Genomic DNA, 25,425 nt, shown 5'->3' on the forward strand with positions numbered 1-25,425 from the left:
GGGCTCTCTTCGCAAGATTCCGCCCTCGCCCCGCGGGCTTCGCCGGCGATCGTTGACACCCCACATTAATTCGATGATCATATAAATAAGATTCTCTCGAATCAAGAACCCTGTGCGCCTTCGCTGCAGACCGCGCCCGCCACGAAAGGGATCACACCGTGACGACCGAGGCATACGTCGACCTGCACGCCAAGATCTACGACGAGTTCTGGAGCTTCTACCCCGCCAGGATCGCCAGGGCCCTGCTGCGGCTGCACCAGACCGTCATGCCGGACACCGAGCGCCGCGTACTGGACGTGGGCTGCGGCACCGGCATCGTGGCCGGGCGCTTCCTTGCGGAGGGATACCGGATCACCGGCCTGGACCTGTCGAAGGCCATGCTGGAGCGGGCCCGCGAGCGCTTCACCGACGCCGGGGACCGGGTCACCCTGATCCACGCCGACGCCACCGACTTCACCGTGCCCGTACCGGTCCCCTTCGCCTTCTCCACCTACGACATCCCCAACCATCTCAGGAACCTCGACCAGGTCGGCTCCTACCTGCGAGCCGTTCACCGCGCGGTGGAACCCGGCGGCATGTTCGCCTTCGACCTGACCACCGCCAAGGGCCTGGAGGCGATGAACCGCATCTGGATCAAGGATGAGAAGTCCGCGATGTTCCTGTTCCGTGGCGCCATGAACCAAGAGGAAGGACGCGGGTTCTTCCGCATCTCCGGGGTCGTGCGCGCCGACGACGGCCGCTACGACCGGTTCGAGTCCACGATCGTCAACACCGCTCACCCGGTCGGCGACGTCGTCGACCTCATGAGGGACGCCGGCTGGAACGACTGCCGCGTCGGCACACCCGACCGGCCGCTCACCTCGCCCGAACACCCCGAGGAAGAGGACCGGGTGCTGTTCGTGGCCCGCAAGGACCCGGCCTGACAACGACCCACGAGACGGCAAAAAGGCGACGGTGTCCTGGCGGATCAGCGGGCGGGCCGTACTCGAGGCCGAAGGTGCCGCACAGGTGATGGCCGGATGAGGCCATGTGCCGGGGATGTTTACGGCGGTCGTACGCGTGACACGTGGGGCGGAAGTGTCTCAGTAGGCGCGAGGTGCCCCGTGGCCGCCGAAGCGAGCTCGTCGATTCGGGCCGCTTGGGCGTGGACCTGCGGCTTTGCGCTGTTCAGAGACGGTGCGGAGGGGCCGTCCAGGTCTTGCGTGGGGATAGCCGATAAGTATCGGGGGATCCGTAATAAAATGAGAACTTCATTCGGTTTGTTTCGGCCTGGCCCGACTTAATGTGGTTATTGTGTGTATTCGCGTGATTGCCTAACGTCATCGGCGTGGGCCCTCCGGGCCTGGCCGGGAGGCGTGCGATGGGGTTTTTGCGCAGCAAGACCACAGGATTCTCCGCGATCGTCACGACGACGCTGAATCAGCCGTGGACGATGTGGTCCCTGCGCGGGGATGAGGCCGCACTGGTCGACACGAAGGCTCTGCAGTGGCACAAGCCGCTGGCACAGGCGTTCGACGGGGCGTTCGCCACCCTGCCCGAGCCGTTCGCCGGCTGCAGCGACGGCGTCATACGCCTGAGCCAGGGCTCCACGCTCTTCCTCGCCGGCGACCAGTGCCTGGAGCAGGACTGGAACAAAAAAGTCCTCCACCAGGGGCCGATCATCGACTACCCGGGCCTCGGGCCTCACATCCCGGCCGCGTTCCGCAGCGACCTCGACGTCGCGGTGCAGTTACCCGCCGAATACAGCACACGCCGCACCCTGCTGATCAAGGGTGATCAGTGCGCGGTCATCAGGTGGGGCGAGGGCGTGGGCTATCAGGGGCCTCTGTCGGGGATGGAAGGCGCCGGGTGGAAGATGCTGCCCGCGGACATGAGCGGCGACTTCGATCACGCCGTCATGTGCTTCCCGAACGGGGTGTATCGAACCTTGTTCATCAAGGGCGACAAGGCGATGGACCTCGACTGGGGCAGGGGCCCCACAGCCGTGGGCACCTGGGGCGAGGTGGTGGCCGGACTGGCCGCCCTGCCCGCCGACTTCCAGAAGCCCCGCCTGCCGGCCGCCGGACGGTTCTCCGGCGTCGCCGACGGTGTGCGGGTCGATCTGCGCGTCGACCTGGAGGGCGAACTCCCGGTGGTCTCCGGTGACCTGTTCACCGTCTCCAACGGCGCGTACTACAACTCCTTCATCCTGGACGGCGGCCAGGCCGTCGAGCTGCCCGCCACCATCACCGGCACCGCGAAGTACGCCACCGAGACCGGCAGGACGCGGGTGTCGGTGAGGGTGGACAAGCTCGCTCCCGGCGGCACCGCCACCCTGACCCGCAGCACGCCCGACGGATCGGACCCCACCGTCTTCACCTGCTCGTATGTCTCCCGGTTCCTGCGGACCATCGACTGGGAGATCGACTACGTGGCGGGAAGCACGCCGGTCGGCCAGTACGCCACCACCGACCACCCCCGACCGCCCGGACTGGACAAGAGGATCATGACCGTCCAGGCGGCCTTCGCCGACGCCGGAGTCGAACTACGCACCGCGGGCGCCGCCAACGAGGTGGCTCTGTCCGAGGCGGACAAGGACAAGATGTGGTCGGTGGCCGAACTGGACGCCGCGATGCGCCGCCACTTCAGCCTGCACCGCGACGCCCTGCAGTGGAAGCTGTGGACCTTCATCGCCACTCGCAAGGCCTACGACGACGGTACGGCCAGCCCCGCCGACGGCACCATGTTCGACGGCGACGGCACCTTCCAGCGACAGGGCATGGCCACCTTCTACGACGTCATGAAGGAGGTCGAGATAGTCGGCACGCGCGATGAACTGTTCACCTTCATCCACGAGATCGGCCACGCCCTCAACCTGGCCCACACCTTCGGCAAGCAGGACGCCATCCCCAAGCAGCCGCTGGGCCTGCGCAACGGTTACGGCGACAAGTCGTTCATGAACTACCAAGGCGAATACCTGGGAGACCCGGCGACAGGGGAAGGAAACGGTGATGCCGCCTTCTGGGAGGCGTTCGCCTGGCAGTTCACCCCCGGCGAGCTGCGGCACATGCGCCACGGCTTCTACGAGCACGTCGTCATGGGCGGCAAACCCTTCCTGACCAACGCCGCCCACCTGCCCGCCCTGGCCCCGCCCGCCCCCAGCCGGTCCGGGCTGCGCGTGCGGCTGTCGGGCAGCGAGTCCTTCTCCCACGGCGAACCCGTCACCGTCGAGATCAAGCTGTCCCTGGACGGCAGCCGCCCGGCGGCCGAGGCCGTCGACGATCTGAAGCCGGGAGGCAGCCACCTCACCGTTCTGATCACCGATCCGGCCGGTAAGGTCCGCCCCTTCCAGCCGATCGCCCGCGACTGCGGCAACCACGATCGCATCACCCTCGACGAGGGCACCCCGGCCCTGTACACCGGCGCCTACCTCGGCTACGGCGCCGGCGGCTTCACCTTCCCCGAGCCCGGCACCTACCGCCTCCAGGCCCGCTACCGGGCACCCGACGGCTCCACCGTCGTCTCACCCGACCACCTCATCGCCGTCAAGGCGCCCGCCGACGACACCGACCGTGCCGTCGGCGACCTGCTGCTGGGCTCCCAGCAAGGCATCCTGCTGGCCCTGCGCGGCTCGGACGCCCCGCAGCTCGCCGAGGGCAACGCCGCCCTGGACACCCTCATCGCCGACCACCCCGACCACCCGCTGGCCGTGCACGCGCGGATGGCCAAGGGCGCCAACGCCGGACGCAACTTCCTGACCCTCACCGAGACCGGCGTCGAAGTGCGGCCCGCCGACACCGACACCAGCATCGAACAGCTCGCCGCGGTCGTGGAGACCACCCTGGACCCCACCACCGACGCCGGCGTCGACAACATCACCCTGAACGAGAGCATGCGCCGCCTGGCCCGCGCGCACGCCCGCGCCGGAGACCTCGAACAGGCCGACACCGTCCTGGACCAGCTCGTGGAGACCTTCCGCGACAAGGACGTCCCAGAACCGGTGCTGGCCACCATCGTCGAGCAGGCCGAGACCGCCCGCACCGAGTTGCACGAGCAGGCCTGACAGCTCCCCGGCCCTGATGTCCACGGGCCTGCGCCGTCCCCGCGGGCGGCGCATGGCCCCGATGACCTCACCACCCTCGATGTCCCCTTCCCGTAAGGCGCCGGCCTGCGAAGGGGTGAGAAACGCTCCCCAGAGGTGCCCGCAGACCGTCCGATGGTGGACAAGAGCGGCACCTGACGACTTCACACCGGCGGCGGCCGCAGAGCCGCCCGCCACCCGCGTGAAGCCGTCATGGGGAGTGAGCACGATCGACCGGCGTCGCCCGTCCCCCGTTCGAAGGATGTCCGATGACAGGAACCCGCCCCGCCCTGCCCGACGCCACCACCCCGGAGTTCCAGGCCGAAGCGCTCGCCGAGGCCAACGCCTACCGCGCCAAGCACCACGCGCCGCCTCTGGTCCTGGACGCCGAACTCAACGCCTACGCGTTGGAGCGGGCCCGGTCCCGTTCCGAGCAGGAAAGGCTCGCGGCCGGTCACACCGGCCTGCGCGCGCAGACGGGAGAGAACATCTTCTGGGGCGGCGACGCCGAGGCCCTTCCCGGATCCAGAGCGGTCAAGAAGTGGTACGACGAGATCTCCGCCTACGACTTCGCCGCCGCCCAGTTCTCCTCCGCCGCCGGCCACTTCACCCAGCTGGTCTGGAAGGCCAGCACCAAGGTCGGCATCGCGCGCGTCGCCGGGCAGCCCGGTGAGTACTTCGAGACCTACATCGTGTTCGTCTTCGAGGAGCGCGGCAACATGGAAGGCGCCTTCGCCGACAACGTGCTGCCCGCCTGACCGGATTCCCGGGGACGCCGGGATGTGCGGCACGCTCGACGTGCCGCACCTGCCCGGCATGTGACCAGGTGAGCTTGCTCCGCTTTGACGGACACCATCGTTGTGGTGGTCAGGCTGCGCGGGCGGCCTCGTAATCGGCAGGGCTACGGTAGCTCAGGCTGCTGTGCAGCCGGTGCAGGTTGTACCAGCCCTCGATGAATTCGAAGATCGCGCTTCGGGCGGCGGAGCGGGTGGGCCAGGGCTGGACGTCGAGAAGTTCGCCCTTGAGCGTGGCGAAGAACGACTCGGCCAGCGCGTTGTCCCAGCACTGACCGGTACGACCGACCGACAGTCGCACTCCGAGCCGTTCAGCCAGGGCGGTGTAGTCAGCGCTGGTGTACTGGCAGCCCTTGTCCGAGTGAAAGATCACCGGTCGGGTGGGGCGGCGGCGTGCCCAGGCCTGGAGCAGCGCGTCGGTGACCAGGTCGGTGCGCAGATGATCCGCCGTCGCCCAGCCGACCACCCGGCGCGAGGCGATGTCGATGACGGTGGCCAGATACAGCCAGCCCTCCTCGGTGGCGATGTAGGTGATATCGCCACACCAGCGGGCATCGAGCCCGGCCGCATCTGGTGTGAAGTCGCGGCCGATCAAATCCGGCCGGGTGCCGGCGCCCGGGCCGGGGACGGTGGTCCGCCGCCGGCGCCGCCGATACCGTCCGGCCAGGCCGAGCACGCGCATCAGTCGGGCCACCCGCCGCCGGCCGCACTGCTCACCGTCTCGCTGCAGTTGCGCGTGCACCCGCGGCGCGCCGTAGCTGCCCCGCGAGCGTGCGTGCACCTCGGCGATGTGCTCGGCCAGCTCCGCATCACGCACGGCACGCGGACCGGGCAGCGCGCTGCGGCGCGAGTAGAAGGCGGCACGGGAGACTCCCAGCAGCTCACACGCCCGTTTGACGCTGTGGCCGCCCTGCTTCTCCGCCTCGATGAACGGGTGCACGCTCACCGGGTCTCCCTCACGAAGAAAGCCGTCGCTCGCTTGAGCACGTCGACGTCTTGGCGAAGCCGCTGGTTCTCCCGCCGCAACGCCTGCAGCTCCTGCCGCTCACTGCTGGTCAGCCCGTTCCTGTCGCCGGCATCGACCTCGGCCTGGCGCACCCATTGCCGCACCGCGGTCTCGGTCAGATCGAAGTCCTTGGCCACCTGCCCGACCGGGCGGTCACCGCGCCGGCACAGCTCGACGATCTCGGCTTTGAACTCGGGCGTGAACGAGCGGCGAGGACGCGGCTTCTTCTTCCCCATGCTCTCCATCATGGACATCCTCTCGGGGGCGAGCCCCTGATCTCGGATGTCCGTCAAACCGGATCAAGCCCAAGGAGGGGAAACCTCCGACTCACCTCACCTGACACGCCGTCCTCGACCTGCCACCCGCGGCGCCCGATGCACCCGCACGGGCGCCGCCAGGCGACATGCAGGCATCCTCCGAGAAGTGCCGTCGCCGAATCCGGGACCGTAGGCTCCTGCTCGGGCCGCGGTTGCGGTGATGGATCGTCGAGCCTGTCCGGTGAACGACGCAACCCGATCTTGATTGCTTCCATCGGGAGTCCGGGTTCAGACGGCCTTCGAAGGTGATCGCGAAGGCGTTGAGGGCGATCTTCCACCGTGTGATCCGGCGCCGGCGGTCACCGACGTGCGCCAGGCGCACATCGGTGTCATCCCGCTCCCCGGCGGGCCGCGCTGTGCCGATGGGCCATGGGGTCTGTCGAGCCACATCATCATGTTCCCGGCAGGAAGGCGCGCGCCGACGGGCATCCGGTCCCCGACGACAGCCGGGAACCGGATGCCCGCATCGATCGTGCCTCAGCAGTGCTTGCCCAGCGACATGCGCCGGACAAGGTGGAACGTGCGAGCGTCGAACCGGCCGGAGGCGAACCACCGGTATCGCTGGGTCTCGCTGGGCAGGTTCTTGACGAACTTGCCCCGGTCGGCGCGGTCCTGGACACGGTCGTTGGTCACCACACCGATGACGGCGTTGCCGGAGTCCTTGAGATATGCCCACATCAGCCAGGCGTCGTTGTCGTCGCCGCTGGTGACCGTACCGTCGAACGTCGCCGTACCGTCCGAGTACAGGGTCCATCGCGCACCCTCGAACATCGTACAGTCGCCCGCTGTCATCACCTTGTTCCAGGTGAAGGTCTTGGAGGCGAGCGCGTGGGCCGTCCCCGTGGCCGGGAGCACCGGTCCGGCGGCCAGAGCCAAAGTGGCTGCGGCCGCGCCCACCATCCTGCGGATATCGCGCATGAGACTTTCCCTTTCTTTTCGCCGAACGTCCTTCCACGAAATTGTTGGCGCGCGGCGCATATCGCGGTATACGCGGAAGTACGTAGAGCCACAGGAGGCCCGATGCTCTCCAGGAACAGATACGACCGGGTTCTCGACCTGGCAGTGGAGTTGGTGACCATGAATCCCGCCGAGATCGATTACGGCTGGATCGCCGAATTGCTCCAGCAGGTGCTCGAGTGCCCCACGGCCACCTTCTCCGAAGTCGGCCGGGAGGGGGTCACAGGGCTGGGGTGGCCCAAGAGCCGCCTGCCGGCCGCCACGATGACCGACGTCACCCGCCGCAACATGGAACGTCACCCGCTGATCCAGCACTACACGCGGACCGCCGATCGCAGGCCGCTGGCCATCACCGATCTGATGAGTCTCAAACGCTGGCGCTCCTCGGCGACCGGTTCCGACATTCATCTCGTCACCGGTTTCTACGATCATCTGGCACTCCCCCTGCTGTCCCCTCCGGGCACCATGAGGGCGTTCGCGCTGGGCAGGGAGAGGGAGACGTTCACGAAACAGGAACGCGAGTTCGTCGAAAGGCTCCATCCCCTGCTGATCGCGATGGATCACAAAGCGCGCCTGTCACGATCCCCGGCCACGCGAAGCCGCCTGACACCACGTGAGGAACAGGTTCTCGAGCTCGTCGCCGCGGGCCTCACCCGCCAGGTCGCGGCACGACGACTGAAGATCTCCATCAGGACCCTGGACAAGCACCTCGAGGTGATCTATCGCAAGCTGGGGGTGAACAGCCATATCCAGGCGGCCCTCTGGCTGAACGCCTCCCGGGCGGGAAAGACCCCACCACAGGCGAGACCGTCCCCCTGACCCGCGACCTCGCCGGGTTCCCCCGCCCTCCTCAGGATCGCGTTCCCCACCTCGCCGCGTTCGGCCCCTTCAAGGTACCCACCACCTGGGCCGGCAAGGCTCCCGGCAAGACGGCAGTCGACCAGGATCCGATGCCCCGACCGGGAGCCTCGTTGCCGTCTTACCGCGCCTCGATACCGCTGTCCGACCACATCGTGATCCGCTTCTGGCCGATTCACCTCTTCGTGCTGGTCTCTTGACGGTTTCGTCGAGAGACGAGTTCGAGGAGAACTGACGGCTGCTAGCTCGGCAGGGGGAATTCGGGGCGGCGGCTGATCCGTTCGCGGACGGCGGCAGAGCCGAAGTGCCGGTCGATGAGGCGTGCCGCCTCGGCCCACTGCTTCATGGTCGTGGCCGGGCCCAGGACGTTCGTGACGAAGGGGTCGCTCCATCGCGCCTTCGCGCGCTTCCACAGCACGTCGGGGGGATCGGTGAGAATGTTCCCCACCGTTCCCTCGTAGATGGGCATCGCCCGCACCTCTCCGTCCGGCTCGATCTGCAGGGCATTGAAGACGAAGCCACGGGCGATCAGTTCGGGGTGCATCTGCAGGATGCGGTTGTCGGTCGTGCCCACCATCACCGAGGCGGGTGCGAGGGATCGCAGCCGCCGGGCGTGGTCCGGGTCGTTCAGCCGGTTGATCTGTTCCTCGGTGAGCAGCTCGTGCTCGTCGAACCGCGGGCGGCTCGCCAGTCCTCCCGGTACGGCCGCCCCGAAGGCGATGAACCGAAGATGGCCGAACCGGGACGCGATGGCCTCGCAGAACAGCTCCATGTGCTGGAAATTGCTCTGCAGCAGGACGCAGTCGATGCCGAAGTCGAGGGGCGGTCGTCCGCCGGACTTTCGCTCCGCGCCGACCTCGTCGAGAATCGTCAGCGCCCGCATCGCGCGGGAGAACGAGCCTTGCCTGCCGCGGATGCGGTCATGCACCTCGGGGGTCGCGCCGTCCACGCTGACCACGACCTTGTCGCAGACGTCGGCCAGCTTCCGGGCGGTGTCGTGATCCATCAGCCAGCCGCTGGTGTAGACGGCGACTTTCAGTCCGGCGTCGGCCATGCGTTCGATGACCTGGATCAGGTTCGGGATCAGCAGCGGCTCGCCTCCGGCGATCGAGACCCCTTCCGGCCGCATGGCGGCGATGGCCTCGGCGACGCGCAGCATGCCGTCCTCGCTCAGTCGGCGTGCGGGCCGCCTGCCCGACTCCGAGTAGCAGTGAACGCACCGGAGCGGGCATGCGTAGGTGATGTCCCAGATCACCTCGTCCGGTCCCTCGTGACGTGCCATTTCGTATCTCCTTTGAGCCGCGGTTGTTCTGGTCGCCGAGCGTGCGTGTCATCGAGGCGCCTTGGCCCTGGGGCTCTCCCGATGGCCGGCCGGGTCGGCGTGGAGCGGGGAACTCCTCACCGGTTCGCCGTGCGTGCCGATCCTCGTGCCGGTCAGGAAGTCCACGACCTCGTCGAGCAGCGCCCCGCCGCCCCGGCCGTTCAGCGGGTAGTGCTTCCCGCCCGTTATCTCCCGGTAGACGAACCTGCGGTGCGCCGCCAGCCTCCGGGCCAGCGCGCGCGAGTGCTCCACCGGGACGACATCGTCCTGCTCGCCGTGGATGACCATCAGAGGCGCCTGGATCCGGGGGCACAGGCGGAGCAGGTCTCGTGGGCCGAGGTCGTCGTCGAGGTCGTCGTCGAGGTCGGTACGGCCGCCCAGCCGGTCGAGGAGCGACCGCACCGCGGGCGAGCCGTCGGCGTACAGGCGGGAGCCGGACAGGAAGGGGCCGACCACCACGCAACTCGACCACATCGGCGGGTCCGCCGCGGCTGCCAGCAGGGCCAGGAACGCGCCGTACGACGCGCCGAACAGCATGGGCGCCGGGTGCCGCGGGTAGTGGCGCGCCGTGTCGACGGTGGCGAGGAGGTGGCGGACGTCGGCCAGATCGGGGCCGCCCCACCGGTCCACGATGGCGGCTCGATGCGCGGCCCCGTAACCGGTGCTCCCGCGTTGGTTGGGCGCGATCACGCTGATCCCCGCCCGGGCGAAACGCTGGAGGGTGGGGTCGAAGCTCAGTTCCCAGGCGGCTTCGGGGCCGCCGTGCAACGCGATGAGCACATGTTCGCTCTGCCGCCAGTCTGGACCGTAGACGACGGCCTCCATCGTCCCGGCGGGCCCGTCGAAGCGCTCAAGCCGGGCGTCGCCCCAGGGCAGGGTGCCCGGCGTGTCGTGTCCGTCCGCCCACTCCGCGGCGGTGCCGGGCGGGTCGACGGCGAGCACGCCGGAAGGATGCGTCGGGGTGGAGTAGCCGAAGCGCAGCGCGTCCTCGGTCCAGGCGCTCGCGAACCCGATCACTCCTGGCGGGATCGGCTGCTCACGTACCCTGCCGGTGCGCCGCTCGTGGATCAGCAGGCGGGAACGCGCTCCGTCGGTGACCTTCAGCGCGAGCCGGTCCCCGGCCGGGTCGACGGCCAGCGGCAGCACGACACCCTCGATGTCGTTCAGCTCGCCCGGCAGGCGAGCATGCGCGTCACCGGGGGTGAGCCAGCCCAGTTTCACGCCGTCCGGGGTGTCGACCGCGACCAGCACCTCCCCCGTCGCGGGGGACGACAGCAGGACCGTGCCTGCGTCGTGGGCGAACGGTGTCACGACGCCGTTCGTCAGATCCAGTGCGACGGCTCGGCGTTCGCCGTCCACGATGTGATTGGCCGCGAGCAGGCGACCGTCGGGCGTGAGGCGGCACTCCTTCGTGATCGTCCCCGGCAGGCCCACGATCGGTTCGAGGCCCTGGTCGGTGAGCCGCCGGATGACCGTGCGGCCGTCCGCGCAGGACACCAGCATGGCCGGCACGGCAGGATCGGGGCTCGGAAAGGCGCGCACCCCCTCGGCTCGTACCGTGGCCACCCGATGCTCGATGTGGCCGCCGGAATCGGACGGGGTCATGACGGTGACCTCATGGGTGCCGGATCCAGGCCGTAGCAGGACGATCCTTCCGTCCTCCGCAGGGATCACCTGGGCCGGCACCACGACGGCGGTCGCCGTGTCGACCCGCCGGACGTCCGCGTGCCCCCGCTCGAACGACCATGCCTCGACGGTGATCCGGCCGTCGCCGTCGATGGCCAGGCAGGCGGCACGTTCCCCCCGCGCGGAGAACCGGAGGCCGACTCGATGAACCATGTCGTCCGGCGCCACGTTCACTGCGATCCCTCCGATCCGGCTTTCGTCAACGGATGAGCCTGGTGAGCAAACGCCGTCCCGCTCCGTCCAGGCGGCCCGGCGGGGTTACCGGCCCCTCCCGGGCAGAGCCGTGGGAGGGGCCGGCACGTGTCATTCATCGGGAATCCGTCAGACGATCGAACGGATTTCAGAGAAATGTCGGCCTCGACTAGATCGTCGAGCCCTGGTATTCGCAGGTAATGATGAGACACGTCGCGAAACACGGGTAAAGGCCCACGACCGCGGGGTCTTCGGCGGGCAGCGTGTTCAACGCCATGATGTCGATCTCCATAGGAATCACCTCCCTCCATGCTGGGTCTGGTCTCCGTGCCACGGAAGCGTGCACGGGAGCTGAGGAAAAGCCGATGTTCACGACCCCGGGGAGAACGCCTCGGGCAGCCATTGCCGCGGACCACCGTGCCGCAGTCGAATGAGGAAGGCGAGGATTCCGGACAGGCCATTCGCGAAGTACGCGAAGCTATCGGTGCCGGACACATCGGGAATCACCTGGCGGCCATCCCGGTGAAAACGCCGCAGATAAGCGGCTCGGACGAGTTCCTGCGCCCATTCGCGATAGCGCGGGGTCCCGGTGGCCTCGGCCATGTCGATCAGGAGCTCACCACCGCCGGCCAGGCCGCAGCATTGGCCGGGCATCGTGGACCATTGGGATCGGCGGATCGCGGTGGCGGCCTGATCGAGCAGCGGACAGAGGCTTTCGTCGCCGGTCTGGCGCCACATCTGGAGCAGGAAGGCTCCAACTCCGCTCGATCCGCTGCACCAGCGGGTGTGCAGGGTCTCGTCGCCGGGCCCGGCGCCCCAGTAGGCGGCGTCGTCCTTCGTCCGCGCGGCCGACACGAGCGTGCCGGCCGCCTCCCCCGCGAGGTCGACGTAGGAGCTGTCGCCGAGTGCCCGTCCGGCGGCGAGCAGGAAGGCTCCGATCCCCGCCACCCCGTGGGCGAAGCCGTAGTGGACGACGCCGGCCAGGGAGGAGGTGAAATCCCGCGGGATCGGCCACAGGATCTGTCCGTCCCGATGTTCGGCCGCCGCCAGCAGAGCGTCGGCCGCCGTCCGCGTCCGGGCGAGGAACTCCTCGTTCCCGGTCTTCTCCCAGAATCGCAGCTGGGCGAGACCGGCCCCTGCGGTGCCGTGGCAGACGTCGGGGTTGGGCCAGGAGAGGGGCACGCGCAGCGCGAGGTCGGTCGCGACGTCGACCAATCGCCGGTCGTCGAGCAGCCGGCCCGCTTCCAGGAGCGCCCATGCCGTGCCCGACCGGCCGAACTGCAGGCCGGGGAGCAGGCGGGGCTCGCGCGGCACGGCACGGCGGATCCAGTTCGCCGCGATGGCGACGGCCTCTTCCAGCGCCGTGCCCGGCCGGACCTCATGGGCACGGGTGAGCACGCCCAGCACCCCGGCGGCGCCGTGCTGCACGTTGAGCGGATCGGTCGTCCGGTCCCTGGGCGTGGCCGGCCACAGTCGTGCCTCGTTCTCCGGCTCCATGGTCGCGATCAGATGATCGATCCCGTCGGCGATCAGCCCATCGACGGCCGCGTCGCCGATCTGCTCGGGTTCCGCAGAGACGCCGAACGGAACGGCGTGGGCTTCCTTCATGAGGTCGCGTGCGGCCGCCAGGCCGGGACGCCGCGCGGGGTCCTCGTCCATGAGCCCGAGGACGACGGCTGCCAGGCGGCGCACGGCCGGATTGCCGATCGACATGTGCGCCAGCCAGGCCCGCAGGCGCTCGTGCGTCGTACGCACCTGCGGCCGCTCGGGCGCGAGCAACGGGTCGACCCCGGTGGCCAGGTGGAACAGCGTCGCGCCCAGGCCGTACAGGTCGACCCTCTGGTCGGGGGCGGGGCCCAGACCTGTCACCGGTACCTGCTCGGGAGCGCCGTAGGCGGGAGTGAACGCCCGCACCGTGGTCTCGCCGGGGTGGGCGGCGACCTCCACGTCGATCAGGCGCAGGTCGCCCTCGGGTGTGACCATCACATTGTCGGGGGTGAAATCCTGAAAGACCAGCCCGAGCCCGTGCACCGCCTCCAGCAGGCCGATCAGCTGCGAGGCCAGCCTGACCGCCTCACCGGCCGGAGGTCCCCAGGCGACGTCGCCGGCGAACCGCAGCCGGGTCCGCACCGATTCCCGCAGGGTGACACCGGCGACCGCCTCCTGCACCAGGAACAGGTCCCCTTGCTGGTCGAACAGGCCGACCAGGCGGGGCGTCACCGCCGACGTGCCCAGCCTCTCCAGCAAGGACGCCTCACGCCTGAGCGCGTCGCGGGCGTCCCTCCCGGTCAGGTCGCCGTTCACGTGGGCTCTGGCCTGCTTGACGATCACCTGCTCGCCGGTCACCTGATCCGTGGCCCGGTAGACGCCGCCCCTGAAGGCGTGCCTGACCGCGACGCCGACCGCGTACCGTCCGTCCAGCAGGACCGTCGCGGGTGCGGCGGCCTGGCCGGTCGCGCCGGCCGGCGCGGGCCGGAAGGGATCGCGTGGCGCCCAGGCCGGCGGGGTGAACCACGCCTCGCGCCGGTCGAGGACCGGCTCACCCTCGGGGTCGACCAGCATCGCCTCGTACGACCCGTCGTTGCCGAGCATCGGCAGCCCGCGGAACGCGCCGAACCGGTAGTGCACCAGGCTGCCCTCACGGTAACGCCGGTCGGACAGGATCCCGGGGCCCGGCAACCCCGCCGTCGACTCGTGCAGCTCGTCGGCCAGCAGGCGCAGCCGCTCCTCGTCGCCCCGCGGGTATGCGGTGATGAACTTGCCGCCGCCGCCTCGGTCGTAGCGCGCCGACGTCAGCTGCCGCACGGCGTCGAGGGTGTGCGCGAACTTGAATTCGCATCCGTGCCGGACCAGCACGTCGGCGGCCCGGGCCAGTACGTGAGGAGCGGACAGGACCGTCGCCGACAGGTGCAGTTTCCATCCCTGGACGATCTGCCGTCCCGGCTGCCGACCGGGACGCACGGTGCACCAGAAGTCGCCCGGCTCCACCCGCCAATCGACGGCTTCGTGGCGGCCGATAACGGCACGTACGCAATCCTCCAAAATCGTATCTTCGACTGCCATGCTCTGTGCGCGCGGTGTGGTCATACGTGTTCTTCCGCCGGTGATGACAATGATCCGACCGATGTGATCCGCTTTTGCCGGCGGCTCGTTCTCGCCGGTGTCACACCGATGGCCGCGGTCGCCGATGAGCCGAGCGGTGGCGTTGACGCACATGACGGCTCCCTTCGAGGCTGGTTGTGATCAGGCTGCGCGGGCCGGAAAAGGAAAGCCGCGGCGGCGTGATGAGCTGCTGGAGCAATAGTTGTAATCGGCCGTTCATGGCGTGGTCTGCGTTGTTCTGCACACTGGGCACTTTTCATCCTGAGCAGCGAGCGGACTCGATGGCTTCCAGGGTGAGGATCGCCTGCACGATCGCGGTGACCCGGTGCGGGCAGCGGCGGAGTCCGGCCAGGGCTTCCCAGGTCTTCGGAGTCGCGACCGCACGCCCATGGCCCGGAGTGGTGACGAGCATCACATTGACCCGTTTGGCTAATGCCACTAGCTTTTAGCTACTGAAGTTAGCTAATCCATGGGGAGCATCGTGACCGAACACCTGAGCATCGACGGCAACACCATCGCCTACGACGTGACCGGAGAAGGGCCCCTGGTCGTCCTCGCGCACGGCATGGGCGACAGCCGGCACTCTTACCGTTTCGTCGTTCCGGCCCTGGTGGCGGCCGGGTACCGGGTGGCGAACGTGGACATCCGCGGCTGTGGTGACTCCGGTCTCGGCTGGGACGGCTACAGCCGCACCGACATCGCCGGCGACCTGGTCGCGCTCGTGCGCCACCTCGGGGGGCCGGCAGTGATCATGGGGCAGTCGATCAGCGGCGGTGCGGCGACCATCGCGGCCGCCACGGCGCCCGACGTGATCACCGGCATCATCGAGCTGGCCCCCTTCACCCGCAAGCAGTCGGTCTCCGTGGGTGCTCTGCTGCGAGTCAAGCGCTACCGGGCCGGCTCCACCCAGCTTGGGATGACCATGCTCCTGGGAAGCCTGCCGGCCTGGAAGAAGTACCTCGACCTGGCCTACCCCACCAAGCCCGCCGACTGGGACGCCGAGCTGGGCCGGATCAGCACCACGATGAGCGAGCCCGGCCGGATGAAGGCCCTGCAGGCCATGTGCAAGAGCGCACCGACCGACGCCGGCGCCCAGCTGCCCAACGTCACCTGCCCGGTCCTGATCATCCAGGGCAGCCTCGACCCCGACTGGGCCGACCCGCGAGCCGAGGGCGAGAAGATCATCGCCGACCTGCCCGCCGGCCTCGGGGAACTGGTCGTCATCGAGGGCGCCGGTCACTACCCGCACGCCCAGACACCCGACAAGGTCCTCGCCCTGGCCCTGCCGTTCCTGGCCAAGACGCTCACCGATGCCTAGGGCCGGACTGAGCCCGGCGTCGGTCACCGAGGCCGCGGCCGCCCTGATCGACGAGATCGGGTTCGAGAACCTCAGCATGGGCCTGCTGGCCGAACGGCTCGGGGTCAAGACCCCCTCGCTCTACAAGCACGTCGCCGGCCAGGCCGACCTCGCCCACCGGATCGCCGTCATGGCCATGATCGAACTCGCCGACGCCATCCGCGACGCCACCCAGGGACGTTCCGGCAAAGAGGCCCTTGTCGCCGGGGCGCACGCGATGCGGACGTACGTGCTGGAGCACCCCGGCCGGTATGCCGCCGGCAACGCCGCCATCGTCACCGGGCCCGACGACCCCCTGGTCCCGGCCATCGGCCGCGTCCTCGCCTCCTGGACGGCCATGCTGCACGGGTACCGGCTGGACCGCGACCAGGAGATCCACGCGCTGCGGATGCTGCGCAGCATCCTGCACGGATTCTCGGCCCTCGAAGCGGCCGGCGGTTTTCAGATCGACACCGACGTCGACGACAGCTTCACCTGGATGCTCGGTTTCATCGACCAGGGCCTGAAGGCCAAATGGCCCGACCTGATTCCGGCCCACTGACCGGCCGGTCCCGCCCGATGAACCGTCCCGCGTCCTCCAGGAAGGCGCGGATCTCCTCGGCCTCCGGGACGCCGAGTTCCCCGTAGAGGCCGAGGGCCAGCCGCCCGTGCTCACACGCCCGTTCCGGACGGCCGAGCGCGAGGTGGGCGCGCGCCAGCCCGGCGTGGGCACGGGCCCGCTCCGGCCGGTTGCGCGCCAGGTCGGCGAGCGCGAGCGCGGCCTCGTGCTCCTCGGCCGCCCGGGCCGGGTCGCCCGCCGCCTCGGCCAGCCCGTTGAGCGCGACCGCCTCGTCACCGGTGTTGCCGAGCCTGCGATAGAGGGCCGCGGCCTGCTCGTGGCGGACGCGCGCCTGGGCGAGCTCCCCCTGGTGACGCAGGACGACGCCGAGATGGTCGAGGGTCACCGCCTCCCCCGCCGGGTTGCCGACCTTGCGGTGGAGCGCCAGGGCCAGGTCGAGGTGACGCCGGGCCTCCTCCGGACGGCCGTCCCGGTCCAGGACGAGGGCGAGGATGCCGAGCACGTGCGCCTCACCCCAGGTGTCGGCGCCGATCCGGGTCAGGTCGAGTGCCTGCCCGAGGTAGCGCCTCGCCTGCGTGTCCTGCCGCCGGCGCAGGGCCACGTTGCCCAGCGTGAGCAGTGCCCGCGCCCGTTCGGAGGCCTCCTCGCACACGTCGAGGGCCTGGTGGGCGTGCTCCTCGGCCCGCTCGTACTCGCCGAGCCGCCAGTAGGTCCACGCCAGGTCGGCCAGGGCGCGCGCCTGGACCTCGCGGTCGCCGAGCATGCGGCTGCGCTGCAGCGTCAGGGTGTGGAGCGTGAGCGCGTCGTCGTGGTGCGCCTGCCGGTCGAGGAAGGGGCGCATCGCCAGGGCCAGGAGGCCGAGGCAGATCTCGGGCCCGTGGACCGCGGTCGCGATGATGTTGGAGCGCTCGGCGTCGAGCCAGGCGCTCGCCTCCGCGGCGTCGCGGACGGGCGCGACCGGGGCGGCCGGCCGGGGGATGCCCTCCCGCTGGGCGACGCTGTCGGGGAAGAGCCGGTCCATCGCCGCGCGGGAGCGGTGCAGGTAGTAGGCGAGCAGCCGCATGACGGCGCCGTCGTCCTCGGCGATCGAGCGGGCGTGCTCGCGCAGCAGGTCGTGGAAGGTGTACCGGCCGGGTTCGAGCTGCAGCAGCATGTGGGCGTCCAGCAGTCCTTCGAGGAGCTCCTCCGCCTCCTCCTCGCAGACGCCCGCCAGCGCCGCCGCGCCACCGGTGTCGATGTCGCGGCCGGGCACCAGCCCGAGCAGGCGGAACATGCGCCGCTCGGCCTCGCACAGGTGCTCGTAGGACAGGGCGAAGGCCGCCGACACCCCGTCCAGGAGCCGGCGATGGTCCCGCAACCGGCCCGCCAGGTAGGCCACGGTCCAGCGCGGCCGGTGCTGCAGGCGGGCGGCCGAGATCCGGATGGCGAGCGGAAGGTGCCCGCACAGCCGCAGCACCTCGCGTACCGCGTCGGGTTCGCGGCCGGCCCGTTCACCCACGATCCGCTCGAACAGCTCGGCGGCGTCCTCCTCCCCCGGCGGGTCGACCGAGAGCGCGTGGGCGCCGTCCAGGGCGACGAGCCGCCGCCTGCTGGTGATCAGCATGAGGGTGTCGGAGTGTCCCGGCAGCAGGGGACGTACGTGCTCGGCGTCGAGGGCGTTGTCGAGCACGACGAGCACGCGGCGGCCGGCCAGCTCGGCACGCCAGAGGGCGCCCCGCTCGGCCGGTGGGACCGGGATGCGGTCGGCGGGCACCCCGAGCTGGCGCAGCAGGGCCTCCAGCGCGGCGGCGGCGTCGACCGGCTCGCGCCCCGCGGTGTGGGCCAGCAGGTCGATGAAGAGTCGGCCGTCCGGGTAGCGGGCGGCCAGCCGGTGGGCCGCGTGCACGGCGAGCGTGGTCTTGCCGACCCCCGCCATGCCGTCGATCGCGACGACAGCCGCCCCGTGACCCTCACCCATGAGCCGTTCCAGCTCGGCGGTCCGTCCGGAGAAATCGGGAATGTCATAGGGCAGGAAGGTGGAGCGGCGCGGCGGATCCGGGACCGCCGGTGCCGCGCCGGCCGGACGCAGGGCCGGATCGTCCGCCAGGACCGCCCGTTCCAGCTCGACGAAGGCCCGCCCGGGGTCGAGGCCCTGCTCGTCCGCGAGAGCCGCACGGTAGGAACGCGCCGCCGCCAGGGCGTCGGCCTGCCGTCCCGCCCGGTGCAGCGCCAGGACGAGGTGGCCGCTGAGCCTCTCGCGGAGCGGGGCCGCGGCCACCTGGGCGGCGAGCCGGTCGAGCAGCTCCTCGTGCCGCCCGGCCGCGAGCTCGGCCTCCACCAGGCGCTCGTACGCCGACAGCCGCCGGTCGTTCCACAGCTCCCGGGCGCCGCCGACGTAGTGCGCGTGCACGTCCTCCAGCGCCTCGCCGCTCCACAGGTCCAGGGCCTCGCGCAGCGCACCGGCGGCCACCAGCTCGGTGAAGTTCCGCGCGTCGAGCTGCCCGGCCCCGGGTCGCACGACGTAGCCGCCCGCACGGGTCTCGAGAAGCTCAGCGGCCCCCGCCGCGCGCAGCACCTTGCGGATCGCGGTGATCGAGGCATGGATCTGCGACCGGGCGGTCTCGGGCCGGTCGTGACCCCACATCGCCTCGATCAGCCGCTCCATGCCGACCACCCGGCCGGCGTTCAGCAGGAGGTAGGCCAGAACGGCCCGGTGACGAGGAGCGATGCCGGTCAGGGGCGCCCCGTCGACGATCACCTGGACGGGACCGAGCAGGGTGAGGCGCAACATCGTTCCCCCATCACGTCGCATCGCGGGCGCATAGCGAATGTATCAATCCGGGCGGCCAATCTGATCTCACACGAACCGAGACGAAGGAAACACCATGGAAGCCCGGATGAAGAACCCCGCCACGATCATCCCCGCCGCGATGCAGCCGATCCAGGCGCTGATCGGGGCCGCCCGGTCGCAGGGGCTCCCCGAGGAGCTCATGGAGATGATCCACCTGCGGGTCAGCCAGATCAACGGGTGCGGCTTCTGCGTCGACGCCGGCCTGAAGAGCCTGCGCAAGCTCGGCGAGAGCGAGGAGCGCCTCGGCATGGTCGTCGCCTGGCGCGAGGCCCCGTACTACACCGACGCCGAGCGGGCCGCGCTGGAGCTGGCGGAGGCCTCGACCCGGCTGGCCGACCGCGCCGACGCCGTTCCCGACGAGGTCTGGAACAACGCCGCCGACCACTTCGACGAGCGGCAGCTCGCCTCGATCCTGCTGATGATCGCCGTCACCAACCTCTTCAACCGCCTGAACGCCCCGATCCGGCAGATCGCCGGCACGTGGTGACCGTCGGACCGCACGCAAAGGAGACACCGGCATGCCCGCCGTCCGCTCGCACCGCTACTCCGTCCCCGACGCCGACCTCGAGGAGTTCCTGGCCCGCCGGAGCTCGCTGATCGCGACCGTACGGGAGGGGCACCCCGGCCTCACCCGCGCCGTGCTGATCCGGCTCGAGGACGGCACCTACACCGACACCTGGCACTGGGAGACCCCCGGGCAGATGGGTGCCGCGTTCGACGCCATGCCCACCTTCCCGGAGGCGCCGCTGACCATGGCCCTCACCAGGGACGGCACCGCGCTGAACGGCCTCGTCGTCGACGAACGCTGAGAGCCGGAGGGAGCGCACCGGCAGCGATGAGGTGGCTCGACATCAAGACAATGCGTCGAGCCACCTCGCCGAGCCGGCTCCGGCGGAGTCACCGCCGTCCGCCGCTCCGATGCGCGTCGGGGGTGGCGGCCCAGCTCGCGAGCAGGCGCAGGGCGTCGTGGGAGGGGGTGTCGGGGGCGGCGGTGTAGACGGTCAGGTTCAGGCCGAGGTCGGCGTGCAGGTCGATCGACTCGTAGTCGAGGGTGAGGTCGCCGATCGCGGGGTGGTGGAAGGTCTTGGTGCCGGCGTGGTGCAGGCGGACGTTGTGGGCGGCCCAGCGGGTGCGGAAGTCGTCGCTGCGGGTGGACAGCTCCCCGATCAGGTCGGTGAGGTCCTTGTTGTAGGGGTCGCGGCCGGCCTCGGTGCGCAGCAGGGCGACGGTGATGTCGGCGGCGGTGTCCCAATCGGGGAAGAAGCCGGGCCCGGCGGGGTCGAGGAACTGAAAGCGCGCGATGTTGGCCGGGCGGGTACCAGGGCCGGTGCCGGCCTGCCCGGCGGGTTTGGGTGCGCCGTCGTAGACCGGCCGGTACATGGCGCGGCCGAGCCGGTTGGCGGCCAGGATGTCCATGCGGCCGTTGCGGATGATCGCCGGGGCGTCGCTCATGGCGTCCAGCATCCGCTGGAGCCCCGGACGGACCGTGGCGGCCGGGCGGCGGACCGGGCGGGTGCGGGGGCCGGTGCCCGCGGCACGGGCCAGGTCGAACAGGTGAGCGCATTCGGCCTCGTCTAGTTGCAAGGCTCGGGCGACGGCGTTCAGGACGTCCTCGGAGACGCCACTGATATGGCCTTTTTCCAGACGGATGTACCAGTCGGTGCTCACCCCGGCCAGCACGGCGACCTCCTCGCGACGCAGACCGGGCACCCGGCGGCGGCTGCCGGGAGCCAGCCCTGCCTGCTGCGGGGTGATCCTGGCACGCCGGCTGATCAGGAAGTCGCGGATCTCGTCTCGGTTGTCGTGCATCTCCTCACTGTAGGCAGGGGCCGCGGGCGGATGGGGGGTAGAGGTCGTCCCCCCGATGAACGCGACCTCCCGCGCGTGGGACGGAGCCTGTTTCCTGGGTGGTGTCCATGACGGCGCGACGGCCTGCCACCGGCACCACCCGCGGGTGAGGGTCACCGTCCCCACCTTCCGCAAAGGAGATCCACATGCGCGGAGTAGTTCTGCACGCCCCCGGTGACGTCCGTGTCGAGGAGCGACCGGATCCAGTGATCATCGAACCCACCGACGCGATCATCCGCGTGACGGCGGCCTGCGTGTGCGGATCGGACCTGTGGCCCTACCGTGGCGTGGAAAAGCTCGACGGACCGGCCCCGATGGGTCACGAGTACGTCGGGATCGTCGAAGAGGTCGGCAGCCAGGTCACCACGATCAAGCCCGGCCAGTTCGTGGTCGGCTCGTTCTGGGCCTCGGACAACACCTGCGAGATCTGCGCCTCGGGATATCAGAGCGGATGCGTCCACCGGGTACTGATGGGCACGATCGGCACACAGGCCGAACGGGCGCGGATCCCGCTGGCCGACGGCACACTCGTCGCCACCCCCACCATGCCGGACGCGGACCTGATCCCGAGCCTGCTGGCCGCCTCCGACGTGCTCGGCACCGGATGGTTCGCCGCCGTGGCCGCCCAGACCGGACCGGGCAAGACGGTCGCCGTCGTCGGTGACGGCGCGGTCGGACTGTGCGCGGTGCTGGCGGCCAGGCAACTCGGCGCCGAACGCATCATCGCGATGAGCCGCCACGCCCCCCGCCAGGAACTCGCCCGCGCCTTCGGCGCCACCGACATCGTCACCGAGCGCGGCGACGAGGGCGTCGCGGCGATCAAGGAGCTGACCGCAGGACTCGGCGCGCACAGCGTCGTGGAGGCGGTCGGCACCCAGGAGTCGATGACCCAGGCCCTCCGCTCCACCCGCCCCGGCGGGCACGTGGGATTCGTCGGCGTCTCCCACGACGTCTCGCTGCCGGGTGACGAGCTGTTCATGTCCCTGGTGCACCTGCACGGCGGCCCCGCGCCGGTACGCCAGTACCTGCCGAAACTGATCGAGCTGATCTGCGACCGCACCATCGACCCGGGCAAGGTCTTCGACCTCACCCTGCCCCTGGACCAGGCGGCCGAGGGATACCGGGCCATGGACGAGCGACGCGCCGTCAAAGTCCTCCTCACCCCGTAAGACGGCGCCGGCGACCAAACCGTCTGAGCAGCCGCAGCAGGCCGCACCCAGGTGATCAGACCCGCGCCCGGACCGTGGCCGGGGAGGCACAGAAACGATCTCCTGTGCTTTTTTTGTATTTTTTAACAATCGACCGCCTTTACAAAGTAGATTCCTAATGTCCGATCTCTGCTCGTCGACCGTCCTCGTCCACGCAGACGAGGGAGGACGACCGCGACGGAAGCCACGACTGGAACGTGACGACATTCCTTCAGGTTCGTCCTGGTCCCCGGCGTCAATTCCGATGACGACGAGAAGAAAACAACGGCAGCCGAGATCGGGCATTCCCGGCCGGCCGTACGCGGTCGAGCGGCGAATCCATCGCGGCGTCCGTCCCCGTCCGGCGGCACGGGGCCGAGCCCTGCGATTCCCGACCCGCACGACTCCGAGTCGGCCGATTCCGACCGAAACTATCGGAACTACATCGAAAACTATAGGCATACCCCGACGAAGATGACGACGGCTTTCCATGATCATGTTGATGATCATCGACCTCCGAACGACGCGTGATCACCAGTTCGTCACGAAAGTTTCATCCCGCGCGCCGAGAGCGAGGCGCGAACCTTCCCTGGCCAGCCGCGCACAGGGGCGCCCCCCGAGGGTCCGGCACCCGGGGCCGCGAAGCACGTTACTTGACACGCACAGTCAGTTCATATTTGCTCCCTTGCATCGCACCCCATAGGGCCCGCAAGCGGCATACCGATGGCGCCGATTCATGTTAGCGCTCACACCTCGACTTCGATTTTCATGGCTCCGGGAATTCGTTCCACTGATGGAAAGGAACACCGAACATGCCTTTATCGTCGGCCCGGCTCCTGCGACCAGAGGGAATCGCAAATGTTGAAGCATAGGTCCGTCCTCGGGGCCGTGGCGCTCGCGGCGGCCGTCGTCCTGCTGACAGGACACGCGGCGATGAGCAGCGGCAGCACAGGGGCGTCGGCGTCCACCGCCTCCGCGCTCGCGGGAACCGCGGGATGCGGAAAGAACCCGACGCTGAGCAGCGGGACACACACCATTCAGTCCAGCGGGAAGAATCGCAGCTTCATCCTGCGGATTCCCGCGAACTACAACAACACCACCCCCTATCGCCTGATCTTCGGCATCCATTGGCTGAACGGCACCATGAACGACGTCGACTCCGGTGGAAGCAGCGGGGCCTCATGGTCCTACTACGGGCAGCGGCAGCTGGCGAACAACACCGCGATCTTCATCGCGCCGCAGGGCCTCAACAACGGCTGGGCCAACTCCAACGGCGAGGACGTCACCCTCTTCGACGACATCATGCGGCGGGTGGAGGCGGATCTCTGCGTCGATCCCTCGCTACGTTTCGCCATGGGGTTCAGCTACGGCGGCGGCATGAGCTTCTCCCTCGCGTGCAGCCGCGCGACGGTCTTCCGCGCGGTCGCGGTGTTCGCCGGCGCACAGCTCAGCGGATGCAGCGGCGGCACCCAGCCCATCGCCTACATGGGACTGCACGGCATCACCGACAGCGTCCTCAACATCTCGCAAGGACGGGCACTGCGGGACAGGTTCGTCCGCAACAACGGCTGTACCGCCCAGAACCCGCCCGAACCGGCCTCGGGCAGCCGGACGCACGTCGTCACCGCCTACTCGGGGTGCCGCGCCGGATACCCCGTCGTCTGGGCCGCGTACGACAACGGTCACACGCCCGCCCCGGTGGACGGGACCTACACCGAGAACGGCGCGCAGACCTGGACCAAGGGAGAGGTGTGGAAGTTCATCTCCCAGTTCCAGAGCACCTCCACGCCCACTCCGACGCCCACCCCGACCGTCACGCCGACCGTCACCCCGACCCCCACGACCAGCTTCCGGCTGCGCAACGAGGGTGCCGGGCGCTGTGTCGACTCCCCCAACAGCGCCAGCGCCAACGGCACCCAGCTGCAGGTCTACGACTGCCACACCAACGCCAACCAGCTCTTCACCTACGACTCCGGCAGACTCCAGCTGCTCGGCAAATGCCTGGACTCCCCCACGAACGCCGGCTCCGGCACCCGCGTCCAGCTGTGGGACTGTCACACCAACGCCAACCAGCAGTGGACCTTCGCCTCCAACGGCACCGTGACCAGTGGCGCCGGCAATCTCTGCCTCAGCGTCACCGGCACCGGCAACACCTCCGCCGTGACCGTCGCCACGTGCAACGGCCAGGCCACCCAGAGGTGGACCAGGGCATGACCAGCTGCTAGCCGGCGGGTCGGGTCCGGGCGACGTCGTCCGGACCCGACCCGTCGGCAGTGTGCGACCACGCCCACGCGCTCTCAGTGAACCGCGCCGGCCGTGCTGGCACGAGCGACGAGCCGCGGGGTGAGGCTCATCGCGTTCAGGTGCGCGTGCTCACCGTTGATGAGCTGGGTCAGGAGGCCCATCGCCGCGCGTCCGGATTCCTCGAACGGCTGCCACACGGTCGTCAGTTCGAGCGCGGCGGCGAGCTCGCTGCCGTCGTAGCCGACGAGCGCCGTCGGCCGCGCGGCGATCGCCGGGAGAGCGCCGTGCAGACAGGCGGCGAGCCGGTCGTGGTTGGCGACGACCGCCGTGATCTCCTCGTCCTCCATGGCCGAGCTCAGTTCCGGCCACGGGGCGGCGGGATCGTCCACGGGGACGTCCACGCAGGTGAGGTGGTCGGCGAGCCCCTGCGCCCGGAGCATCCCGGCGGAGAGGTAGTCGGTGGAGCGCTGGGTCTCGTGCACGAACGCGACCTTGCGGTGTCCCCGGCCGGCGAGGTGCTCGCCGATCAGGGCGCCGCCTCGGCGGTCGTCGATGAGGACGCTCGGGGCGTCGGGGTGATGTCGCGCGCTGTCCGGCACGTCGACGAGCACGACCGGCGGCCCCGGCAGTGACGCCGTCCTCGTCGCCTGCCTGGACAGCGGGGCGCCCATCACGATGATGCCGTCGATGTTCGCCTTCACCGGGAGGGCGTCGAGCACCGGCGCGTCCTCCGCCGCGGTCGACGGGAGGTCGTGGACGATGACCTCGATCCCGGCCGTCGCGCTCACGGTGAGGATGCCCGTGAGTCGCGTGTAGTACGAGGGGTAGGCCGAGAACGGGGCCGCGACCGCGACCCTTCTGCCGGCCGACGCGGGGGTGGACCCCCGGTACCCGAGCCGGACCGCGGTGTCGATGACCGCGCGCCGGGTGGCCTCGTTCACCCGCTGCGGATGGTTGATCGCCAGCGACACGGTCGAGATGCTCACCCCCGCCTCGCTCGCGACATCGTAGATCGTGACCCGTTTCGGCATGCCCGTCCTTTTCCCTGTCGTACATGATCACGATAAAAAACTTGTATCGAAGTTCTTCGATTGTACATAGTGAGGA

Annotated in this window: 21 protein-coding genes; 10 read left to right on the forward strand and 11 right to left on the reverse strand. The window is 69.7% G+C overall.

Annotation, left to right across the window (positions count from 1 at the left end; genetic code table 11):
* Positions 1–158: 158 nt before the first annotated feature.
* From ABD832_RS22785 to ABD832_RS22795, 3 genes are all read left to right on the forward strand, one after another.
* Positions 159–923: a class I SAM-dependent DNA methyltransferase gene (locus tag ABD832_RS22785; RefSeq protein ID WP_344898690.1), complete on the forward strand. Its 765-nt coding sequence runs from the start codon at positions 159–161 to the stop codon at positions 921–923.
* A gap of 437 nt (positions 924–1,360) precedes the next feature.
* The gene (locus ABD832_RS22790; protein ID WP_344898692.1) at positions 1,361–4,042 is read left to right on the forward strand and encodes a zinc metalloprotease; all 2,682 of its coding nucleotides are present in this window, start codon (positions 1,361–1,363) and stop codon (positions 4,040–4,042) included.
* Positions 4,043–4,329: 287 nt separating this feature from the next.
* Positions 4,330–4,818 carry a CAP domain-containing protein gene (locus ABD832_RS22795; RefSeq protein ID WP_344898694.1) on the forward strand — a complete coding sequence of 163 codons (489 nt, stop codon included), beginning with the start codon at positions 4,330–4,332 and terminating at the stop codon, positions 4,816–4,818.
* Positions 4,819–4,927: 109 nt separating this feature from the next.
* On the opposite strand, the gene ABD832_RS22800 is transcribed toward ABD832_RS22795, so the two are convergent.
* From ABD832_RS22800 to ABD832_RS22805, 3 genes are all read right to left on the reverse strand, one after another.
* A complete protein-coding gene (locus ABD832_RS22800) occupies positions 4,928–5,800 on the reverse strand; it encodes an IS3 family transposase (protein ID WP_425582572.1) in 873 nt (290 codons plus the stop codon).
* Entirely contained in the window at positions 5,797–6,096 is a 300-nt protein-coding gene (locus ABD832_RS42265; protein WP_425582571.1) for a transposase, read from the reverse strand. Before ABD832_RS42265 ends, ABD832_RS22800 begins: the two co-directional genes overlap by 4 nt.
* Before the next feature lie 558 nt (positions 6,097–6,654).
* A complete protein-coding gene (locus ABD832_RS22805) occupies positions 6,655–7,095 on the reverse strand; it encodes a DUF6294 family protein (protein ID WP_344898696.1) in 441 nt (146 codons plus the stop codon).
* Between the two features lie 102 nt (positions 7,096–7,197).
* On the opposite strand from ABD832_RS22805, the gene ABD832_RS22810 reads away from it, so the two are divergent.
* Complete coding sequence (locus ABD832_RS22810) at positions 7,198–7,953, forward strand: response regulator transcription factor (RefSeq protein ID WP_344898698.1); 756 nt, start codon at positions 7,198–7,200, stop codon at positions 7,951–7,953.
* 280 nt (positions 7,954–8,233) lie between these two features.
* On the opposite strand, the gene ABD832_RS22815 is transcribed toward ABD832_RS22810, so the two are convergent.
* The 5 genes from ABD832_RS22815 to ABD832_RS22835 all read right to left on the reverse strand — a co-directional run bounded on the left by ABD832_RS22815 (position 8,234) and on the right by ABD832_RS22835 (position 14,732).
* Complete coding sequence (locus ABD832_RS22815; RefSeq protein WP_344898700.1) at positions 8,234–9,274, reverse strand: radical SAM protein; 1,041 nt, start codon at positions 9,272–9,274, stop codon at positions 8,234–8,236.
* Positions 9,275–9,322: 48 nt separating this feature from the next.
* Positions 9,323–11,152, reverse strand: coding sequence for an alpha/beta hydrolase family protein (locus ABD832_RS22820; RefSeq protein ID WP_344898702.1), 1,830 nt, complete (start codon positions 11,150–11,152; stop codon positions 9,323–9,325).
* A gap of 208 nt (positions 11,153–11,360) precedes the next feature.
* Positions 11,361–11,483, reverse strand: coding sequence for an ALQxL family class IV lanthipeptide (locus tag ABD832_RS22825; protein WP_344898704.1), 123 nt, complete (start codon positions 11,481–11,483; stop codon positions 11,361–11,363).
* A gap of 77 nt (positions 11,484–11,560) precedes the next feature.
* A complete protein-coding gene (gene lanL, locus ABD832_RS22830) occupies positions 11,561–14,407 on the reverse strand; it encodes a class IV lanthionine synthetase LanL (RefSeq protein WP_459565395.1) in 2,847 nt (948 codons plus the stop codon).
* Between the two features lie 142 nt (positions 14,408–14,549).
* The gene (locus ABD832_RS22835; protein ID WP_344898708.1) at positions 14,550–14,732 is read right to left on the reverse strand and encodes a hypothetical protein; all 183 of its coding nucleotides are present in this window, start codon (positions 14,730–14,732) and stop codon (positions 14,550–14,552) included.
* A 42-nt stretch (positions 14,733–14,774) separates the two neighbouring features.
* On the opposite strand from ABD832_RS22835, the gene ABD832_RS22840 reads away from it, so the two are divergent.
* Both ABD832_RS22840 and ABD832_RS22845 read left to right on the forward strand, forming a co-directional pair.
* Entirely contained in the window at positions 14,775–15,611 is an 837-nt protein-coding gene (locus tag ABD832_RS22840; RefSeq protein WP_344898710.1) for an alpha/beta fold hydrolase, read from the forward strand.
* A complete protein-coding gene (locus tag ABD832_RS22845) occupies positions 15,604–16,191 on the forward strand; it encodes a TetR/AcrR family transcriptional regulator (RefSeq protein ID WP_344898712.1) in 588 nt (195 codons plus the stop codon). Before ABD832_RS22840 ends, ABD832_RS22845 begins: the two co-directional genes overlap by 8 nt.
* Here the strand turns inward: ABD832_RS22845 and ABD832_RS22850 are convergent.
* The gene (locus tag ABD832_RS22850; protein WP_344898714.1) at positions 16,139–18,979 is read right to left on the reverse strand and encodes an AfsR/SARP family transcriptional regulator; all 2,841 of its coding nucleotides are present in this window, start codon (positions 18,977–18,979) and stop codon (positions 16,139–16,141) included. The two genes, ABD832_RS22845 and ABD832_RS22850, sit on opposite strands and share 53 nt — an antisense overlap.
* Positions 18,980–19,073: 94 nt before the next feature.
* On the opposite strand from ABD832_RS22850, the gene ABD832_RS22855 reads away from it, so the two are divergent.
* Positions 19,074–19,526 carry a carboxymuconolactone decarboxylase family protein gene (locus ABD832_RS22855; protein ID WP_344898716.1) on the forward strand — a complete coding sequence of 151 codons (453 nt, stop codon included), beginning with the start codon at positions 19,074–19,076 and terminating at the stop codon, positions 19,524–19,526.
* 31 nt (positions 19,527–19,557) lie between these two features.
* Complete coding sequence (locus tag ABD832_RS22860; protein ID WP_344898718.1) at positions 19,558–19,848, forward strand: hypothetical protein; 291 nt, start codon at positions 19,558–19,560, stop codon at positions 19,846–19,848.
* Positions 19,849–19,936: 88 nt separating this feature from the next.
* On the opposite strand, the gene ABD832_RS22865 is transcribed toward ABD832_RS22860, so the two are convergent.
* Positions 19,937–20,848 (reverse strand): helix-turn-helix transcriptional regulator, encoded by a 912-nt coding sequence (locus ABD832_RS22865; protein WP_344898720.1) that lies wholly within the window; start codon positions 20,846–20,848, stop codon positions 19,937–19,939.
* A 185-nt stretch (positions 20,849–21,033) separates the two neighbouring features.
* On the opposite strand from ABD832_RS22865, the gene ABD832_RS22870 reads away from it, so the two are divergent.
* Positions 21,034–22,056: a zinc-dependent alcohol dehydrogenase family protein gene (locus ABD832_RS22870; protein WP_344898722.1), complete on the forward strand. Its 1,023-nt coding sequence runs from the start codon at positions 21,034–21,036 to the stop codon at positions 22,054–22,056.
* An 876-nt stretch (positions 22,057–22,932) separates the two neighbouring features.
* Positions 22,933–24,288, forward strand: coding sequence for a ricin-type beta-trefoil lectin domain protein (locus ABD832_RS22875; protein WP_344898724.1), 1,356 nt, complete (start codon positions 22,933–22,935; stop codon positions 24,286–24,288).
* An 83-nt stretch (positions 24,289–24,371) separates the two neighbouring features.
* Here ABD832_RS22875 and ABD832_RS22880 read toward each other — a convergent pair whose 3' ends face one another.
* The gene (locus ABD832_RS22880) at positions 24,372–25,349 is read right to left on the reverse strand and encodes a LacI family DNA-binding transcriptional regulator (RefSeq protein WP_344898726.1); all 978 of its coding nucleotides are present in this window, start codon (positions 25,347–25,349) and stop codon (positions 24,372–24,374) included.
* Positions 25,350–25,425 lie beyond the last annotated feature (76 nt).

This window comes from Streptosporangium longisporum (assembly GCF_039534895.1).
GTDB classification, from domain to species: Bacteria; Actinomycetota; Actinomycetes; order Streptosporangiales; family Streptosporangiaceae; genus Streptosporangium; species Streptosporangium longisporum.

Coding starts and splice junctions, on each gene's coding strand:
- ABD832_RS22860 (WP_344898718.1), top strand. CDS start 19,558: ATGCCCGCCGTCCGCTCGCACCGCTACTCCGTCCCCGACGCCGACCTC.
- ABD832_RS22875 (WP_344898724.1), top strand. CDS start 22,933: ATGTTGAAGCATAGGTCCGTCCTCGGGGCCGTGGCGCTCGCGGCGGCC.
- ABD832_RS22805 (WP_344898696.1), bottom strand. CDS start 7,095: ATGCGCGATATCCGCAGGATGGTGGGCGCGGCCGCAGCCACTTTGGCT.
- ABD832_RS22880 (WP_344898726.1), bottom strand. CDS start 25,349: ATGCCGAAACGGGTCACGATCTACGATGTCGCGAGCGAGGCGGGGGTG.
- ABD832_RS22825 (WP_344898704.1), bottom strand. CDS start 11,483: ATGGAGATCGACATCATGGCGTTGAACACGCTGCCCGCCGAAGACCCC.
- ABD832_RS42265 (WP_425582571.1), bottom strand. CDS start 6,096: ATGGGGAAGAAGAAGCCGCGTCCTCGCCGCTCGTTCACGCCCGAGTTC.
- ABD832_RS22850 (WP_344898714.1), bottom strand. CDS start 18,979: ATGTTGCGCCTCACCCTGCTCGGTCCCGTCCAGGTGATCGTCGACGGG.
- ABD832_RS22815 (WP_344898700.1), bottom strand. CDS start 9,274: ATGGCACGTCACGAGGGACCGGACGAGGTGATCTGGGACATCACCTAC.
- ABD832_RS22795 (WP_344898694.1), top strand. CDS start 4,330: ATGACAGGAACCCGCCCCGCCCTGCCCGACGCCACCACCCCGGAGTTC.
- ABD832_RS22820 (WP_344898702.1), bottom strand. CDS start 11,152: ATGGTTCATCGAGTCGGCCTCCGGTTCTCCGCGCGGGGGGAACGTGCC.
- ABD832_RS22790 (WP_344898692.1), top strand. CDS start 1,361: ATGGGGTTTTTGCGCAGCAAGACCACAGGATTCTCCGCGATCGTCACG.
- lanL (WP_459565395.1), bottom strand. CDS start 14,407: ATGTGCGTCAACGCCACCGCTCGGCTCATCGGCGACCGCGGCCATCGG.
- ABD832_RS22845 (WP_344898712.1), top strand. CDS start 15,604: ATGCCTAGGGCCGGACTGAGCCCGGCGTCGGTCACCGAGGCCGCGGCC.
- ABD832_RS22870 (WP_344898722.1), top strand. CDS start 21,034: ATGCGCGGAGTAGTTCTGCACGCCCCCGGTGACGTCCGTGTCGAGGAG.
- ABD832_RS22810 (WP_344898698.1), top strand. CDS start 7,198: ATGCTCTCCAGGAACAGATACGACCGGGTTCTCGACCTGGCAGTGGAG.
- ABD832_RS22865 (WP_344898720.1), bottom strand. CDS start 20,848: ATGCACGACAACCGAGACGAGATCCGCGACTTCCTGATCAGCCGGCGT.
- ABD832_RS22855 (WP_344898716.1), top strand. CDS start 19,074: ATGGAAGCCCGGATGAAGAACCCCGCCACGATCATCCCCGCCGCGATG.